This window comes from Peribacillus sp. QJM3NY_7, assembly GCF_056173225.1.
On the sequence record NZ_CM149663.1, the window covers coordinates 1,296,554 to 1,313,605 of the forward strand.

Annotated in this window: 16 protein-coding genes; 10 read left to right on the forward strand and 6 right to left on the reverse strand. The window is 40.0% G+C overall.

Going from position 1 to position 17,052, the window contains the following annotated elements; genetic code table 11:
- Positions 1 to 45: 45 nt before the first annotated feature.
- Positions 46 to 234, reverse strand: coding sequence for a hypothetical protein (locus tag AC0VX1_RS06230; protein WP_034314508.1), 189 nt, complete (start codon positions 232 to 234; stop codon positions 46 to 48).
- 96 nt (positions 235 to 330) lie between these two features.
- Here AC0VX1_RS06230 and AC0VX1_RS06235 point away from each other — a divergent pair, with 96 nt between their 5' ends.
- From AC0VX1_RS06235 to pepF, 6 genes are all read left to right on the forward strand, one after another.
- A complete protein-coding gene (locus tag AC0VX1_RS06235) occupies positions 331 to 912 on the forward strand; it encodes a GNAT family N-acetyltransferase (protein ID WP_063577057.1) in 582 nt (193 codons plus the stop codon).
- A gap of 793 nt (positions 913 to 1,705) precedes the next feature.
- On the forward strand, positions 1,706 to 2,101 hold the full coding sequence (gene spxA / locus AC0VX1_RS06240; RefSeq protein ID WP_034314502.1) for a transcriptional regulator SpxA: 396 nt from the start codon (positions 1,706 to 1,708) through the stop codon (positions 2,099 to 2,101).
- Positions 2,102 to 2,594: 493 nt separating this feature from the next.
- Positions 2,595 to 3,263 carry an adaptor protein MecA gene (gene mecA / locus AC0VX1_RS06245; protein WP_034314498.1) on the forward strand — a complete coding sequence of 223 codons (669 nt, stop codon included), beginning with the start codon at positions 2,595 to 2,597 and terminating at the stop codon, positions 3,261 to 3,263.
- Between the two features lie 90 nt (positions 3,264 to 3,353).
- Entirely contained in the window at positions 3,354 to 4,862 is a 1,509-nt protein-coding gene (gene cls, locus AC0VX1_RS06250; protein ID WP_063577056.1) for a cardiolipin synthase, read from the forward strand.
- A 96-nt stretch (positions 4,863 to 4,958) separates the two neighbouring features.
- A complete protein-coding gene (locus AC0VX1_RS06255; protein ID WP_413022172.1) occupies positions 4,959 to 6,167 on the forward strand; it encodes a competence protein CoiA in 1,209 nt (402 codons plus the stop codon).
- A gap of 167 nt (positions 6,168 to 6,334) precedes the next feature.
- Positions 6,335 to 8,152, forward strand: coding sequence for an oligoendopeptidase F (pepF, locus tag AC0VX1_RS06260; protein ID WP_413009446.1), 1,818 nt, complete (start codon positions 6,335 to 6,337; stop codon positions 8,150 to 8,152).
- Positions 8,153 to 9,079: 927 nt separating this feature from the next.
- Here the strand turns inward: pepF and AC0VX1_RS06265 are convergent.
- From AC0VX1_RS06265 to AC0VX1_RS06280, 4 genes are all read right to left on the reverse strand, one after another.
- Positions 9,080 to 9,973 (reverse strand): ClpXP adapter SpxH family protein, encoded by an 894-nt coding sequence (locus AC0VX1_RS06265; RefSeq protein ID WP_475470413.1) that lies wholly within the window; start codon positions 9,971 to 9,973, stop codon positions 9,080 to 9,082.
- The gene (locus AC0VX1_RS06270) at positions 9,970 to 10,374 is read right to left on the reverse strand and encodes a globin domain-containing protein (RefSeq protein WP_053534150.1); all 405 of its coding nucleotides are present in this window, start codon (positions 10,372 to 10,374) and stop codon (positions 9,970 to 9,972) included. Before AC0VX1_RS06270 ends, AC0VX1_RS06265 begins: the two co-directional genes overlap by 4 nt.
- Positions 10,375 to 10,606: 232 nt before the next feature.
- Positions 10,607 to 11,275 (reverse strand): lytic transglycosylase domain-containing protein, encoded by a 669-nt coding sequence (locus AC0VX1_RS06275; RefSeq protein WP_475470416.1) that lies wholly within the window; start codon positions 11,273 to 11,275, stop codon positions 10,607 to 10,609.
- A 21-nt stretch (positions 11,276 to 11,296) separates the two neighbouring features.
- Positions 11,297 to 11,875 (reverse strand): CYTH domain-containing protein, encoded by a 579-nt coding sequence (locus tag AC0VX1_RS06280; protein WP_098864116.1) that lies wholly within the window; start codon positions 11,873 to 11,875, stop codon positions 11,297 to 11,299.
- A 319-nt stretch (positions 11,876 to 12,194) separates the two neighbouring features.
- Between AC0VX1_RS06280 and yjbM the strand changes: the two genes are divergently transcribed.
- Genes yjbM through AC0VX1_RS06295 form a run of 3 tightly spaced genes read left to right on the forward strand, consistent with a single transcriptional unit; the run spans position 12,195 to position 14,591 of the window.
- Positions 12,195 to 12,815, forward strand: coding sequence for a GTP diphosphokinase (yjbM, locus tag AC0VX1_RS06285; protein WP_034314484.1), 621 nt, complete (start codon positions 12,195 to 12,197; stop codon positions 12,813 to 12,815).
- A gap of 49 nt (positions 12,816 to 12,864) precedes the next feature.
- Positions 12,865 to 13,659: an NAD kinase gene (locus tag AC0VX1_RS06290; RefSeq protein WP_034314482.1), complete on the forward strand. Its 795-nt coding sequence runs from the start codon at positions 12,865 to 12,867 to the stop codon at positions 13,657 to 13,659.
- A 17-nt stretch (positions 13,660 to 13,676) separates the two neighbouring features.
- Positions 13,677 to 14,591 carry an RluA family pseudouridine synthase gene (locus AC0VX1_RS06295; RefSeq protein ID WP_413022168.1) on the forward strand — a complete coding sequence of 305 codons (915 nt, stop codon included), beginning with the start codon at positions 13,677 to 13,679 and terminating at the stop codon, positions 14,589 to 14,591.
- Between the two features lie 92 nt (positions 14,592 to 14,683).
- On the opposite strand, the gene prpE is transcribed toward AC0VX1_RS06295, so the two are convergent.
- Entirely contained in the window at positions 14,684 to 15,427 is a 744-nt protein-coding gene (prpE, locus tag AC0VX1_RS06300) for a bis(5'-nucleosyl)-tetraphosphatase PrpE (RefSeq protein WP_057278897.1), read from the reverse strand.
- Positions 15,428 to 15,547: 120 nt separating this feature from the next.
- On the opposite strand from prpE, the gene mgtE reads away from it, so the two are divergent.
- Positions 15,548 to 16,924: a magnesium transporter gene (mgtE, locus tag AC0VX1_RS06305; RefSeq protein WP_214808780.1), complete on the forward strand. Its 1,377-nt coding sequence runs from the start codon at positions 15,548 to 15,550 to the stop codon at positions 16,922 to 16,924.
- Positions 16,925 to 17,052 lie beyond the last annotated feature (128 nt).

Below are 17,052 nucleotides of genomic sequence, written 5' to 3' on the forward strand. Positions count from 1 at the left end.
GATGACCTAGGAAGTTCCTTCCGGTCATCCAAAATTCTCTCTGAATTACCGCTTTTTATTCCCGCCAACTTGACTCCACCCTGACTGAATTCGTTTCGATTGATCGAAAATATGAGAGTGACGTTTCCCGCCAAACCATTTTTCGCCGATGCCATTCGTCACAACGCCATTCACAGCCGTAATGCCGATAACGCAAGCGGCGACTAAAAAAAAGTCCAAAAAGTAGCTGATCATCAAAACCCTCCTAATATTTTCAAGCTATTCAAGTTCCATTGTAGTGGATAAGAAAAAATCTGGAAAGTATAAACTAGCAAATGAGGAGATTAAATTATGAATTGGTATGAAAAGCTAAACCAGTATTTCCCTATTGAAGAAATGAAGTCAAAAGAACACATAGAAGTTCTTTTAGAAGATAAGCAGGAAATATATAAAAAGGATGAAGGTCCCGACCATGTTTTATTATATGTGGAAGGGGACGAGTTTATATTCGTTGATTACCTTTTTGTATCAAAAAAATCAAGGGGGCAGGGACTTGGAAGGAAATTAATTCAAAAGTTGCAAAAAAAGCAGAAAACGATCTTGCTGGAAGTAGAACCAGTACAAGAAAATGATGATGATACATTTAAAAGGCTGAAATTTTATAAAAGGGAAGGATTCAAGCACGCCTCTTCGATTTCCTACAGCAGAAAATCGCTTGCCACCAAGGAGAATACGCCTATGGAAATCTTGTATTGGCCGGCAAATCCATCTGTCGATGAAGAAGATGTATTTGATTTCATGAAAGAGATTTATTCTGAAATCCATACTTACAAAGATGATGATCTTTATGGTAAATCTTATCAAGATGTAGATGATGTACTTAGCTTGAATGCAGGTCAGGAAGCCGATATTTTTAAAGAGATGGAAGTTTGAGTAAAAAGGGCCGGTTGTTAACCTGCCCTTTTTAGTTTGTTGAGATCATGTTTTTTAAAAGGATAATTTGGTTAATATTCAATAAAGTCATATTGGATGTAACCTCCAATATATTGAGAAATTTGCGGCACTCCTGCCGAGATGCTGGCTAGCCGAGACCCCGCAGATGCTTGCGTCGAGGAGGCTTGGCAGACAGTCGGAGGAAAGGGAGCGGATTTCTGGAATCAACTGAATCGTTTTTTAGTCTGAAGACTAACTGTCTTTTATTGGCATATTCTGCAGGCAAATGAATATCCATAACTTCTTGGATGGTAGATTACTCCCTTATTGCGGATTCTTTCGAATTACCTTTTTTACTTTTGGAAATATATGTGCTAAAAGAATGGTTTTTCTTGTAAAAGGAGGAATTTGCTTTTTATTAAAGAAAATATATTAACATGATCTTGTTTATTGACAAGGATTGGGGGTAAATAAAAGTAACGAGATAATTAAATAATCATGAGGGCCGAATTGAGAGTTAAATGAGAATGGCAGGTATGTTTTTTCAATTAGAAAATGTGGTCTTAATGTATTACATAAAAAAATGAAATAGCTATAGTACAGCCTGAACAGGAAGTTTTAAAGGATTTTTTCAAATATCAAAAAGGGTATTCATTTTAAAAAAATTAGTGTATAATAAGGAACATGAAATACTTATTTAAAATTATTTCAAATTAGAGTGGTACTTATGAATACTAATAGTAGATTTCCCCTCATAGATCACCGATTCTATATTTAGGGAGTGTGAGTAAGCATGGTAACATTATATACATCACCTAGTTGTACTTCATGCAGAAAAGCAAAAGCATGGTTAGAGGAACATGAGATTGGATATAAAGAAAGAAACATTTTTTCAGAACCGTTAACGATTGATGAGATTAAAGAAATTCTTCGAATGACAGAAGATGGAACCGATGAAATCATTTCAACACGGTCAAAAACTTTCCAAAAGTTAAACGTAAATTTAGAGAGCCTGCCTCTTCAAGAATTATATAAATTGATCAAGGAGAATCCTGGACTGTTGAGACGTCCAATTATCCTTGACGAGAAACGGCTTCAAGTTGGTTATAATGAAGATGAGATAAGACGATTTTTACCACGTAAAGTTCGTACCTTCCAATTACGGGAAGCACAACGTATGGTCAACTAATAAGGTCTTTCAAGCTCTGCCAGGAAATGTGCAGGGCTTTTTCTTTATACATATCCGATTTTCCGCTGATTTTTTAACTTAATGACGGGGAACATAACAGGATTGATAGGCGACAGCGGTCGTTTCTTAGCTGCAACAGGTCCCTTGAACCGGTCATCATTTAAAGAAAAAATAAGAATGCAACTCATCATGCCATGTATATAATATGACATTGACGGCAGTAAGAGTGAAATTTAATAAAGCATTATGATAGTTGCATGCGGATGTATTTTTTTATAGAATGAATGGAATATTAGGCAAACAATTGTTTTTTAGATAAGTAATGTTTTTTATTTCCCTTCTTCAAGGTTTTGTCATAAAATGATGTAAAATAGTCTGTTTTAATGACTATCATGATTTACAGTATTCACTTACGGGTAAAGAGCTTTTAAGAGCAATTTTCGCTTGGGGGTTATTATCCCTTCAAAATGAGAAAGGAAGGGAGAGGGGAATCATGGAAATCGAACGCATTAATGACGATACAGTAAAATTTTATATTTCCTATATAGATATTGAGGAAAGAGGCTTTGATCGCGAAGAAATTTGGTACAGCCGCGAGCGAAGTGAGGAGCTTTTTTGGGAAATGATGGATGAAGTGCATCAGGAAGAAGAATTCATGATTGAAGGACCTTTATGGATTCAAGTTCAAGCCCTTGAAAAAGGCTTGGAAGTTTTGGTCACAAAAGCCCAGCTTGCCAAAGATGGTCAGAAACTCGAGCTGCCTCTTTCAGATGATAAGTTAAGGGATTTGAATGTATCAGACAAGATGGATACGCTTCTTGATCAACATTTTCATGGCAAAGATGAAGAAAGCGGTATGACATTCGAAGATGGTATGATTGAATTCATCACGACTTTCGAGGATTTCGAAGATGTCATTTCATTAAGCAAACGTCATGGCTTGGATGATTGGACGACTAAACTTTATGTTTATCAGAATAAATATTATCTTTATATCGAATTTTCCGAAGCGGAGATTGATGAGGAAGAAATCGATAATGTTCTAAGTCTTTTATTGGAATATAGCCAGGAGTCGCCTATAACGGTGCACATGCTTGAAGAGTACGGAAAGATAGTTATCGAAAATGATGTATTCACAACGGTCGATAAATATTTCGCATAGACTGTTGAGGCCGATTTCAGTAGAAATCGGTCTTTTCGTCTAAGGGGGTTTTTTTAGTGTTCCTGTGTTTGTTAATTGGAGGGAGTCTAGGTGAAGAATATAGTTGGCATCGGTCTGCTTATTCTCATGTTGGTCAGCACTTGGCATTTTCTATTAAATGACGTTGATGGCAGGCTGATTTTTTATTCTAGCCTTATTTTGACCATTTTCTTGGTGATAATTGGATTCAACATTTTCCTCGAAAATCGAGATCCCATCCAGACCATAACATGGCTTGTTATTTTTTGCGCTTTCCCATTCATCGGTTTCATTTTTTACTTTTTGTTTGGCCGTAATTTTCGGAAAGATAGGATATTTCGCAAGAAGTATTTTTTGGATAAACAGACTTTCGTGAAAATAAGCGGCGAAGCGGGATATAATGAACGAATTATGGAAATGGGCGAGCACCCTCAGCAGTTAATCACTCTTGCAAATAGGCTGGGGAATAGCCCTGTATCATTTACGACCGAAACCAGGGTTTTACGGAATGGTGAGGAGACATTTTCCAATATCATCGAAGAATTAAAAAAAGCAAGACATCATATTCATTTAGAATATTATATTGTTAGGGATGACCGCATTGGCGGACTGCTAAAAGACATCTTGATACAAAAAGTAAAAGAAGGGGTAAAGGTCCGTTTTCTCTATGATGCGGTTGGTTCCTGGAAGTTAGCCCGATCTTATATCGATGAACTGAAGAATGCGGGAGCCGAAATGGTTGCCTTTGGTCCGTTGCATCTCCCTTTATTAAATAATAAATTCAACTTTCGCAACCATCGTAAAATAATTGTGATAGATGGCTCTGTCGGTTTCATCGGCGGCCTCAATATAGGGGATGAATATTTGGGACAAGACCAGAAATTCGGTTCTTGGCGGGATACGCATCTCATCATAAAGGGGGAAGCTGTCAGGACGTTACAGCTCATATTTCTGCAGGATTGGTATTATAGCACCAACAATAGTTTTTTAAGCGATGAATACCTCATGACCGGAATGCCGAACCATCACGGATATGGCGGAGTTCAATTGATTGGCGGAGGGCCGGATAGTGAATGGACGATCATTAAAAGCATTTTTTTTAAGATGATCACTTCAGCAGAAAAGTCCGTCTGGATTGCCTCCCCGTATTTCGTTCCTGATGACAATATCTTACAAGCGTTAAAGGTGGCTGCTTTAAGTGGTTTGGATGTCAGGCTTCTCGTCCCGAAGAACCCCGATAAACGTATCGTATTTCATGCTTCGAGAACTTATTTTCCCGAATTGCTTGCTTCTGGAGTTCGTATATTTCAATATAATGAAGGCTTCATGCATAGTAAAATCATCATAGTGGATGACCAAATGGCATCAATTGGGACAACCAATATCGATATGAGAAGCTTTCACCTGAATTTCGAGGTCAATGCATTTCTTTACCGGACGGAAAGTGCTCAGCAGCTGGTGAATGATTACATGGAAGATATAAAGGTATCCAAGGAAGTGGAGATTGATGAGTTTTCCAAACGGAATTTTGGTTTGAAATTATTGGAGTCCACTTGCCGATTGCTTTCACCTCTTCTTTAGATAGTAACTCTCTTTTATGCCGTTCAGGCATTTTTTTTTCACATTAAAAGGAATCCTAAGCGAACCAGGCGAATGTAGTGGGTGAGGAGGAGATGTATGCTAACTGCGATAAATAAAGAAGGGACTTGGATTACCCTCCCTGAAAAGATACCGGCAAACATGATTGATGACTGGAGAAAGTCAGCAGATTATTACTGTCCATGCTGCAAGATGGAATTGACCATCAAAGCGGGCAGTGTAAGGGTTCCGCATTTCGCCCATAAAAATAGTTCTTCATGCCGTGCTTCTTCAGAACCGGAATCCGCTTATCATTTAATGGGAAAAAGAAAATTGTTTCAGTGGTTTTTATCACATGGTTATCAAGTGGATCTAGAAGCCTACCTTCCCGTAATTAAGAAAAGGACTGATATTTTAGTGAGGATAGGGGGTAATCGTTATGCGATAGAATTTCAATGCTCCGTTATCCCCGAGGCGGAATTCATGGAAAGGTCAAGAGCCTATCAAAGCATAGGCATTAAACCAATCTGGATCCTCGCTGCAAAAAGCTTAAAAAGGAAAAGCTTTTATGAATTCAGTATATCCCGCTTCCAATGGCTCTTCGTCACCGGCAGCTTCCATCATCCGTTTCTTTGGATGTATTGCCCGGAAACTGATCATTTATCAGTATTGAAGAACCTCACTCCTTTTACCCCTAGAACCGTCTTTGCCGAATTGACAACAGCTTCTCTAAAGCTCCTTCCCCCTAGTCGGGCAGTCCCCCAAAACTGCTTTCGTTTCCCTTTTCTGCCTGTATGGAGATATAAACGAAATGGCTGGTCGCTCCATCGAGTGAAAACAGCACGCAGATGCGATCCTTTTTTCGAAGCCCTATATTTACATCATATTTCACCTGCGACACTTCCAATTGAAGTGGGTGTTCCCGTCAGAGGGATGCTGTTGATCGAAACTGCCTCAATCGAATGGCAGGCATGGTTATACATGGATGCGATTCAAGAGAAAAGAACAGGGGAAAAGATTTATATGGCTGATATTATCCGCATTTTTAGAAAGCGTTCAAAAAAAGGGGAAATAAAGTTCAGACCGTTGCCATTGCTTCATGAAAAAACCATCGAGTATCCTATTGATCAATATATCATGCTTTTGGAACAATTGGGTTATCTATCAAAGCTGGAAGAAGGGGTTTTTAAAATTGAAAAGGAATTTACCCTTCCCTTCACCAGTGATCAAGCTCAAATTTTGGAAAAAGATTTCTATGATAAGCATAAATTGATGATGGAAAAGGGGAATATCCAGTATAATCAGTGATGACATCTCAATTTATCTTGAATTCAGATGAAATGGCAGGATTATTTTTGTAAATGGAGAAATAGTAATAAGAACTGTGAATTAAACAGAATGAAGCATGGCAGTGTTCAATCCGGTTTAATGAGTTAGCCCAATGGCAAGTTTCTATAGAATGGGGAGGAATTTTTATGGCACAGGAAACAAAAACGAATACATTACCTTCAAGAAGTGAAATAGCTCCTGAAGATACGTGGAGACTGGAAGATATCTTCGCAACCGAGGAAGATTGGGAAGCTGCCTTCAAAGCGGTAAAGGAAGACCTCAAGAAAGCGGAGGCGCATAAAGGGACGTTGGGAGAAAGCGCAGAAAAGCTATTTGCGGCCCTCCAACTTCAAGATGAGGTTTTCGAGAAGCTAGGGAAAGTTTATTCTTATTCACATATGCGCAATGATCAAGATACAACCAATCCATTTTATCAAGGGATGGAGGATCGGGCAAAAGCTTTATACGCACAGGCAGCGGCTGCGTTTTCATATATGGTTCCTGAACTATTGAGTATTGAAGAAAGTAAAGTGGAAGGGTTTTTGGAAGAAAAAGAAGAATTGAAATTATATAAACATTCTTTAGAGGAAATTAATCTTCAGAGACCCCATATCCTATCAGCAGAGCAGGAAGAACTATTGGCACAGGCATCAGAAGTACTCGATGCATCGGGTAATACTTTCGGTATGCTTAACAATGCCGATCTGAAATTCCCGACCATCAAGGATGAAGAGGGAAATGAAGTGGAAATTACTCACGGAAGGTATATCAGATTTCTTGAGAGTGAAGATCGCCGTGTACGTGAGGAGGCATTTAAAGGGGTATACAGCAAGTACGGGGAGTTCCGTAATACATTTGCTTCAACACTGTCAGGTGAGGTGAAAAACCACAACTTCAATGCCACGGTTCGAAAATATGATTCAGCACGCCAAGCGGCTTTAAGTAATAATAACATTCCGGAGACCGTATACGATAATCTCGTTAAAACGGTCAACGACAACTTGCCATTACTGCACCGTTATCTTGACTTACGTAAAAAGGTACTGGAATTAGATGAACTTCATATGTATGATTTATTCACTCCTCTTGTTAAAGAAGTGAAGATGGAAGTGACATATGACGAGGCCAAAGATTATGTCCTTAAAGGTCTTGCTCCGCTAGGGGAGGACTATTTGAATGTTTTGAAAGAGGGATTTGAAAACCGTTGGGTCGATGTGCATGAGAACAAAGGGAAACGAAGCGGTGCCTATTCTTCGGGGACATACGGGACGAACCCTTATATTCTAATGAACTGGCAAAATAACGTCAATAACTTATTCACGCTCGTTCATGAGTTTGGGCATTCGGTCCATAGCTACTATACACGTAAACATCAGCCATATCCATACGGGAATTATTCAATTTTTGTAGCGGAAGTTGCATCCACTTGTAATGAAAACCTGTTGAATGATTATTTACTGAATTCGATCGAAGATGAAAAGAAACGCATCTATTTACTGAACCATTACCTGGAAGGCTTCCGTGGCACATTGTTCCGACAAACGATGTTTGCTGAGTTTGAACATACCATTCATTTAAAAGCTCAAAATGGGGAAGCGTTGACGGCGGATATGCTTACTAAGGAATATTATGGGCTGAACAAGAAATACTTTGGCGAGAACGTGACCATTGATGAAGAAATCGGTTTGGAATGGGCTCGTATTCCACACTTCTACTATAATTACTATGTTTATCAATATGCAACTGGAATCAGTGCAGCAACAGCATTGAGCAAGCAAATCCTTGAAGAAGGAGAGCCTGCTGTCAAAAGGTATCTGGAGTTCCTGAAATCAGGAAGTTCCGATTATCCGATTGAAGTACTCAAAAAGGCCGGCGTCGATATGACAAAAGCCGAGCCTGTACAAGAAGCCATGAATGTATTCGAAGAAAAATTAAATGAGTTGGAAGAACTTTTGAATAAATAGGATGTGGATAGGACCCGAACACTTCGGGTCCTTTTCATCTTTATCTGGATGTCCGTCATAATCCTTTAAAACGATTTCTCTGATTTAAGCTATGAAGAATTATGAACAAAACAAAAAATAAAATAGGGGAGGTAAAATACAGAGGAATGAGGTCCATGATACCGAGTAGCTGGACAAATAGCGACCCCATCAAGAGTATGAGAAGAATAAAGCCTTTCAATTTGGTCACCTCCAACCTGGCAGCAGTAAAAACTCATCTGCTCATTATTAGATAGTATGTTTTAGAATAAGCAGTATTCTAAGAATATGACAATAATGTGAAGTCGCGCACAAAGTTCTTGCAAATAAGGTGTGTAATCTGCTATAGTACAGATATAGAAGTTATCACATCCCAAACATATACCCCTTTGTTTGTTCGTCGTGAAATTTCTCCTATCCCCTTAATCGTATAAATAGGTGAAAACCCCAGCAAATTTCGTGATTTGCCGGGGTTTTTCATGTCCATGAAATATAATGGTACCGGTAGTAATAAAAGTTGAACGTAAGCTGAATGAATAAAAAGAAATGTTTAGCCATTATTGTGATCAATTTCACAAATAGACTCAATTCCATACTAAATCAGCTATCAAAACACGTATGGCCTAAAAATTAAAACCGTCTCTTATTTTGGTATATATACTAGAAAGGATAATAAAAGACGAACAATATATATTGTGAACAATTTGTGAAAAGTTACACATACAGTTGAAACATAAATGGGTTATCTGTTATATTATATATTGTGAAGTGAATCACAAACAAACTTATACCCCTTTGTTTGATCGTGAAAAATTTCTCCCATCCCCTTATTTCTTATAATAAAAAACCATGCAATCTTTTGATTTGCATGGTTTTTCCTTTTTAATATATAACAAAGAAGCGTCAAATTCATGACTGTTTCTTTGTGTATCTCCAAAACGTTCCGTATTTAGCAGGAATTTTCTCTGCCAACTGTTTTAAAACAAGCTTTTTCATTTCCAACTCGACGGTATTCTTACTCATATTATAAACCGTTTCAATCTCCTTTGTGGCCACTAGTTTGAAACAGCTTAGAAATTCTTCGAGAGAGGGAGGGGGTGCGGGGGCTGGAAGACCATTCAGCATATCTTCTAAAATTTGAACATATACCTCGTAAGAATAGACACCTGAAACCTTTATTCCCTCTTCTTCTATATTTTGATTGAAAAAGACAAGGGAAGGTATTTCAGTCACTTCCATTTCACTTGTGATTTTCATGTCACATTGAAAGCCTTTTGCTGCACTGGAAGAATTGATGTCATAAAGGAATTCCTCCACATCCAAACCGACCATTTTGGCACATTCGATCAAGACCTCGATATTGGATATATCCTTTTTACCTATGAATACATATTCTTGAAGCTGCCTTAAAAAACGAATGGCCAATTTACGGCCCTGCAATTCCGCTGCCTTTATTGCGATGGAAGCTGTATATGGAGAAGAGATTGGGTTTTCAGACCAAAGGCTCCCGTCGCAGGACATTCCCGAGCGGCTGGCTGTCTTTTCCCAAACTTGAGCAAGGTTTTCATAATTTTTATTTTTCCCCATATTAAGAGAATCGATTTTACCGCTTAAAACATGGCGCAAACTGAACAGTTGGCCATATTCTATCTGTAATTTCCTAATAATTGGTTCTAAGCCCCAGCATTCGGGACAAAGCGGATCAACAAAAACATAAATTTCAATTGGCTTTTTTCCTATTTCATAGCAATGCTGCGTCTTGATCCAATCGGAAATATTGAAAACTGGTTTTTGTGCGCTCAACTGTCTTCTCCTTTCCCGTCAGTTCCGGATGTATTGATCATATGCTGTGCCGTCAAATAGAGGCGGTGATAGAAAAACTCCCTAATCTCACCTTCAAGGCCAACTTCGTCCATGGCTTGATACATGCATGAGAGCCATGCTTTCGCACGTTCTGGTGTAATTTCAAAAGGTATATGTCGAGCCCGCAACATAGGATGGCCATGCTCTTCGGTATATAAAGAGGGACCGCCTAAATATTGAGTCATAAATTGTTTTTGCTTACGGACCGTTTCAGTTAAATCGTCAGGGAATATTGGCTGCAGATCCGGGTGTTGACTAACGTTGGAGTAAAACACATCAATTAATTTGTGTAATTGCCCTTCTCCAATTAATTCATATGGTGTAGGGTTCCCTTGCATCATGTTGATTACTCCTTTTAAAGAAAGATGGTTGATATTTATTCATATTTTATCAATGACGTACTGATATAACAAATATATAGCTTAAAGAAAATTTTACATCTGTAGTATGACACAGGGAAATGATTGAAGATGACAGCATTTGAGGAGCTTTACCATTTGTTCAAGGTGCGTGGAAGAAGCATATATAGACATGAAAAAACTGACCCATCATAAAAAAAAGGGTCAGCTTGCTTTAGCTTGAAAATGTGCCATAAACTTTTTGGACATAGTTCTGAGTTTCTTTAAAAGGAGGGATGCCGTTATATTTATCGACATTTCCTGGCCCAGCATTATATGCAGCAAGGGCAACCTGAATGTCCCCGTCATAACGAGCCATCATTTGACTTAAATATTTACTCCCGCCCATGATGTTTTGTTCTGGATCGGTTGCATCATCCACCCCAAGGCTTTTTGCAGTTGCTGGCATTAACTGCATAAGGCCGGTTGCACCCGCATAACTGGTGGCTTCAGGGTTGAAGTTCGATTCTTGTTTAATGACAGACTTAATCAGTTTTTCCGGGAGATTATATAAACTTGCCGCCCAGCTGATGATATGATCATAGTTTGTTGCGTTTCCGCTGCTCTGATTGTTAGCATGGGCAGCGGAAATCGGGTTGATGTTCATGGATGTCAGGCCGATGGGTTGAAGAAAGGACTTCTTCGCTTCCGTTTCCACATTGGATAATAAGGAACCCAATGTCTGCGAAGTGCCTTCTAGAGCATCACCCGAAACCAATGCCGAGAGCATGTCCTGGAAAACGGATCGAGATGAATTTGTATTTTGGATGTTGCCGTTCGTGAATTGCTGGATTGCCTGCAATTCCATAAACGTTTTGAAATCTTGGATTTTCAAACTCTCCACCTCCGAATGGATTCAACAGGATTATTTTTGGAATTTGGCACGATAAAACCTCTTAACCTTATTTTCGGTTTCCCTTACCGGAATTTTAAGGGATTCAAGGAGGGTCAGGAAGTTTTTTTTCCCGGCTTTTGCATCCGACACTTCATATTCAAGCTCAAAGTCTTCCTGATTCAAATACGAACTATGGTCTAAAACGAGCAGACCCTCTTTGTAAGGAAATTCAAAACGGTCTGTCTGTAGTGTCCCAAAGCAGGTAAAGTCTTTTGGATCAATTCCGCACTCGAGGATAAGATGTCGGATCTCGCCATCAGGGAATATGTTATGTTTCAGGAAGCCATATGCGGTTTCTTCAGGAATATCTTGATTCGTTTCCAATAATCCTTCTTTAGCGGGCTGTTTTAAAGTCAGCTCGTATCGCCCATTTTTCTCCCTGATCCTAAGTGCAGAGTCTTGCTGTTTCAAAGAGAATCCAAGTGTATCGAAGTAATGGTTTTTCTGTGTTTTAAAGTTCGATGCCCCGACATGAAAGTATTCGATCAGTTGACGAAATTCTTTTTCGCTTAAGAGGTTTTTAAATTCAATTTCAATATGCTGGTTCATGTGTCCCATCCTTTCTCGCTGATTCTTAGGTTAATCATATAAGAACCATTCCAGCTGTCAAATTGAATTCAATAATTTTTTGCTATTGTACTTGAATTTTTAGGAATCAATTGCAGGATATGATAAAATATAAACGTTGAGCACGAGAATTGGTCAATCGTATATATAGAAATTTAATACATATTCTTTGCTAGAGAAAGATTTAATAGGAACCAGTGGTGAATTGGCATAAAGTCATTTGGCTGCTGGGTTTAGGAGAGCGTTCTGCCCATACCAGAGTTGAACAGGCGCTTTTTAGATAGATATAGGTGGTGTGGCAATGGAGAGTTGGGACGATTTCTTGGCGCCTTATACTCAGGCTGTCGAAGAATTGAAGGTTAAGCTAAAGGGTTTAAGGAAACAGTTTGAGAGAGAGAATATTCACTCACCGATCGAATTTGTAACAGGCAGGGTAAAGCCGATTGTCAGCATATTGGATAAGGCAAGCCTAAAGGACATTCCCATTGATAAATTGGGAACTGAGATCCAGGATATTGCAGGGCTTCGCATGATGTGCCAGTTCGTGGATGATATCGAACAGGTGGTTGAACTTTTACGAGGTCGAAATGACTTTGAGATAGTCGAGGAGAGGAATTATATTTCCCATAAAAAAGCTAGCGGCTATCGTTCTTATCATGTTGTAATCCGATATCCGGTCCAGACGATCCATGGCGAAAAGAATATCCTTGCCGAAATTCAAATCAGGACTCTTGCGATGAATTTTTGGGCGACGATTGAACATTCTTTAAATTATAAATATAAAGGCATTTTCCCGGAAGATATTCAACTGCGACTCAAACGTGCAGCTGAAGCTGCCTTCCTGCTTGATGCAGAGATGTCGCAAATCCGTACGGAAATCCAGGAAGCCCAGCGTCTTTTTTCCCGGAAGAAAGATTCTTGAACAAATAAATGGGTAAACGAGAAGAAATCTAAATTGAAGGTGGGATTACATGAAATTTGCGATTACGTCAAAAGGAGATGCGAAATCGAATACTTTAATGCAAAGGATGCGAACGTATCTTCAGGACTTTCATTTGGAATATGACGAAGATCAGCCGGATATTGTCATTTCTGTCGGTGGTGATGGCACTTTATTATATGCTTTTCACCGTTATAAGAATCGATTGGATAAAACTGCCTTTGTTGGAGTACATACAGGTCATCTTGGGTTTTATGCAGATTGGACCCCTGATGAAATTGAAAAATTGGTGATAGCTTTAGCCAAAACCCCATTTCAAATAGTGGAATATCCACTGCTCGAAACGATTGTCCGTTATCAGCATGGAGGACGGGAAAACAGATTTTTGGCTTTGAATGAATCGACAGTCAAAAGTGTTGAAGGGACGCTCGTAATGGACGTTGAAATACGCGGCCAGCATTTCGAGACGTTCCGTGGAGATGGTTTATGCATTGCGACCCCATCTGGAAGCACGGCGTATAATAAGGCGCTTGGCGGGGCCATCGTCCATCCATCAATCGATGCCATCCAGATTACCGAATTGGCATCCATTAATAACCGGGTGTTTAGAACGGTAGGATCTCCACTTCTGCTGCCGGCACATCATACATGTATGTTCAGGCCGGTCAATGCGGTCAATTTTCAAATTACGGTCGACCATTTGTCCTTGCTTCAGGAAAATGTAAAGTCGATACAGTGCCGGGTGGCAGATGAAAAGATCCGATTTGCCAGATTCCGCCCTTTTCCTTTCTGGAAAAGAGTGCATGATTCATTTATTGCTAATTAAGGAGATAGACTCACCTCATGTCAAATCAAAACTTTTCTTTGACCTGGTCGGTTTCTGAAGAGGATTCTGGCTCTTTATTGCGAGAGTTTCTCAGCAAATGCGATATTTCAAAACGAGCATTAACGGATATTAAGTTTAAAGGTGGATATATCCGGTTGAACGGTGAAGAAGTAACCGTAAGGGAACGGATTGAAACAGGTGACACCGTCACCGTCATATTCCCGCCGGAGCAGGCAAGCGAAGGCCTTTTACCGGAACCGATCCCCCTGGATGTCAGGTATGAAGATGAGTTTGTATTGGTGGTGGCCAAGCCCCCTTTCATGAATACCATTCCTTCCCGCGAGCATCCCAACGGCAGTCTGGCGAATGGCTTGGCGGGTTATTATAGGAAGACGGGAGTACAGGCGACGATCCATATAGTTACACGTCTTGACCGGGACACATCAGGTCTGGTTTTAATTGCCAAGCACCGGCATATCCATCACCTATTAAGTGAACAGCAAAAATCAGGACAGGTTAAACGGAGATACCAAGCCATAGCTGAGGGGATCGTTGAAGGACCTGTAGGAGAGATAGTGGCGCCAATCGGACGAAAATCGACCAGCATCATCGAACGGGAAGTTAGGGAGGATGGCCGGCATGCCTGTACCCTATTTAAGGTATTGGCACATACAGAGTCCCATACATTCCTTGATTTGGAACTCCAAACAGGGCGTACGCATCAAATCAGGGTCCATATGGCTCATATTGGTCACCCGCTGGCTGGTGATGATTTATATGGAGGGAACAGGAGAGGTATACCTCGCCAAGCCCTGCATTGTTTTGAGCTGAAATTTTTACATCCTTTCACAAAGAGGATGATGTTGTTTCAAGAAGAGTTGCCAGAAGATATGTCCCGTTTGCTCGATGGAAGTAAAGGATGGCATTCCTGATTTTATAACGGGGCACATTAAAACGAACGATTCAGGATTTTGAAAAAAATCATGGACGCAAAAAAACTCACCAAGATGGCGAGTTTTTTTGGTTAATCAAAAGATGTCCTGAATTTTTCCGCTATATATGGCATGGTTGAAGGCACTTCTTGAAGATCCATTTCGGGATAACGGACAGCCGTCAGTTTTCCACCGAAGACGCAGCCTGTATCAATATTGTATGTATGATTGACTTGTCTAGCTTCAGGGACAGGTGTGTGGCCATATACGATCCAAGATTCCCCTTTGTATGATTTGGCCCAGTCTTTCCTGACCGGAGACCCATCCGGATGTTTGGAGCCATTTATATCACCATAGAGGACAAAGGTTTTTACTTTACTGCTATATTGACCAATATAGTCACTGCGAATTCCTGCATGAGCAATGATCAATCGCCCTTCATCCATGATTTGATAAAGTGGGGAGCGTTCATATAGATCCATGAATTTTTTTCGGATTTTCTTCTGCTCCCGACTGTTCAGTGATTCATATTCAGCTACAGTAGTTTCTAAACCGTGTGATATTTGTACTTTATTGCCTGAAAAATAACGATACAATTTATTGCAGTGGTTACCTGGGGCATACCTTGCTATATTTTGGTTAATGACTAATTCATGGACAACCTCGATTACTTGAAGGGAATTGGGGCCGCGATCGGTTAAATCCCCTACAAAGCCGAGAATCCTTCCAGAGGGATGTACAGGAACCCCAGTCTCCCATGTATAGCCCATTTTTTCGGTCAGCTGCCTGAATTCAGCGAAACATCCATGAATGTCCCCTATGATATCGATGTTCATTTGACACATCCTTTGTTTGTTTTGTATATGTTTATGGTATTAGTATAGTATTATTTAAAAAATAAAATATAAACGAAGAAATGAAAAATTTGTTTTAGGAGGTGTATGGTTATGGAGGAGATGAAGGACCGGGAGAGGGAGCGGGAGAGTAGTCAAGTGAATAACGAGTTTTTGCTTGAAGCGCTTAAAACGGAAAATCTAGATCAGTTCCGTACGGAGTTCCTCGAAATGCATCCCTATGATCAGGCTCAATTTTATACAAGCTTGTCAGATGAATTCAGATCCGTCATTTACACATATTTGTCACCGGAAGAAATGGCGGACCTTTTTGAGAATATAGAAATAGATGAAGAGGATTATGAAAGCCTGTTGGCTGAAATGAATCCTTCTTACGCAGCCGATATGCTTTCCCATATGTATGCGGATGATGCTGCTGACGTCCTGAATGAAATCAATGATGAGCAGGCCGTCAGCTATTTGACCATCATGGATGATGAAGCGGCAAGCGAAATCCAGGAACTTCTGAATTACGAGGAATCTACGGCAGGAAGCATCATGACGACAGAGTTCATTGCCATTGAAGCAAATGAAACGGCTCGATCAGCCATGCAGATCTTAAAAAGGGAAGCTCCGAATGCGGAAACGATATATTATGTGTTCGTTACCGATCAGGATAAGAAGCTGCTTGGTGTTTTATCGCTCAGGACTTTGATCATTGCTGATGAAGATGCGTTAATTGGTGATTTAATGGATGACAGGGTAGTTTCCGTACCTGTATCTGAAGACCAGGAAGAGGTGGCAAGAAAAATAAGGGACTATAACTTCCTTGCCGTGCCGGTCGTCGATTTCCAGAACCATTTGTTAGGGATTATTACGGTTGATGATATCATTGATGTCATGGATGAAGAGGCATCCGATGATTATTCTAAACTCGCCGGTATATCTGATCTGGATCATGTTGATAAGAGTCCGTTTTCAGCTGCAAAAAAACGGCTTCCATGGTTGGTCATCCTCTTGTTCTTAGGCTTGCTGACTGCGAGTTTGATCGGGCGATTCGAAGAGACACTAAGCCAAAAAGCGATTCTGGCTGTATTTATTCCATTGATTGGCGGCATGGCTGGAAATACAGGAACACAAGCATTGGCAGTGGCGGTCAGAGGAATCGCAACAGGTGAATTAGAACAGGAAAGCAAGTGGAAACTAGTCCTTCGGGAGGCTGGAACTGGCCTTATTATTGGTCTGACATGCGGAATTGCCATCATTTTCATCGTCTATTTTTGGCAAAAAGATTTAATGCTGGGGTTATTGGTCGGTATTTCGATTTTCATAACTCTGATCGTTGCCACACTTGCCGGTTCAATCGTCCCGCTTCTCATGCATAAAATGAAAATCGATCCAGCAGTAGCTTCAGGTCCTTTCATCACAACTATAAATGACCTTATCAGTATTCTTATTTATTTCGGATTAGCGACATTATTAATGGGCTATTTACTATAAGTCAATGAAGGCCCTCCTGGAGGGTCATTCCCAGAGGACTTTAGAAAACGGTGTTTTTATCAAGGGAAATTTGATATACTGTCATTAGTAGCAGGTACTAATAACTTGTATTAAAAATAGGAGGTCAC

Coding starts and splice junctions, on each gene's coding strand:
- prpE (WP_057278897.1), bottom strand. CDS start 15,427: ATGAACATCGATATCATAGGGGACATTCATGGATGTTTCGCTGAATTC.
- pepF (WP_413009446.1), top strand. CDS start 6,335: ATGGCACAGGAAACAAAAACGAATACATTACCTTCAAGAAGTGAAATA.
- AC0VX1_RS06290 (WP_034314482.1), top strand. CDS start 12,865: ATGAAATTTGCGATTACGTCAAAAGGAGATGCGAAATCGAATACTTTA.
- yjbM (WP_034314484.1), top strand. CDS start 12,195: ATGGAGAGTTGGGACGATTTCTTGGCGCCTTATACTCAGGCTGTCGAA.
- AC0VX1_RS06235 (WP_063577057.1), top strand. CDS start 331: ATGAATTGGTATGAAAAGCTAAACCAGTATTTCCCTATTGAAGAAATG.
- mgtE (WP_214808780.1), top strand. CDS start 15,548: ATGAAGGACCGGGAGAGGGAGCGGGAGAGTAGTCAAGTGAATAACGAG.
- AC0VX1_RS06295 (WP_413022168.1), top strand. CDS start 13,677: ATGTCAAATCAAAACTTTTCTTTGACCTGGTCGGTTTCTGAAGAGGAT.
- AC0VX1_RS06270 (WP_053534150.1), bottom strand. CDS start 10,374: ATGATGCAAGGGAACCCTACACCATATGAATTAATTGGAGAAGGGCAA.
- spxA (WP_034314502.1), top strand. CDS start 1,706: ATGGTAACATTATATACATCACCTAGTTGTACTTCATGCAGAAAAGCA.
- mecA (WP_034314498.1), top strand. CDS start 2,595: ATGGAAATCGAACGCATTAATGACGATACAGTAAAATTTTATATTTCC.
- AC0VX1_RS06255 (WP_413022172.1), top strand. CDS start 4,959: ATGCTAACTGCGATAAATAAAGAAGGGACTTGGATTACCCTCCCTGAA.
- AC0VX1_RS06230 (WP_034314508.1), bottom strand. CDS start 234: ATGATCAGCTACTTTTTGGACTTTTTTTTAGTCGCCGCTTGCGTTATC.
- AC0VX1_RS06280 (WP_098864116.1), bottom strand. CDS start 11,875: ATGAACCAGCATATTGAAATTGAATTTAAAAACCTCTTAAGCGAAAAA.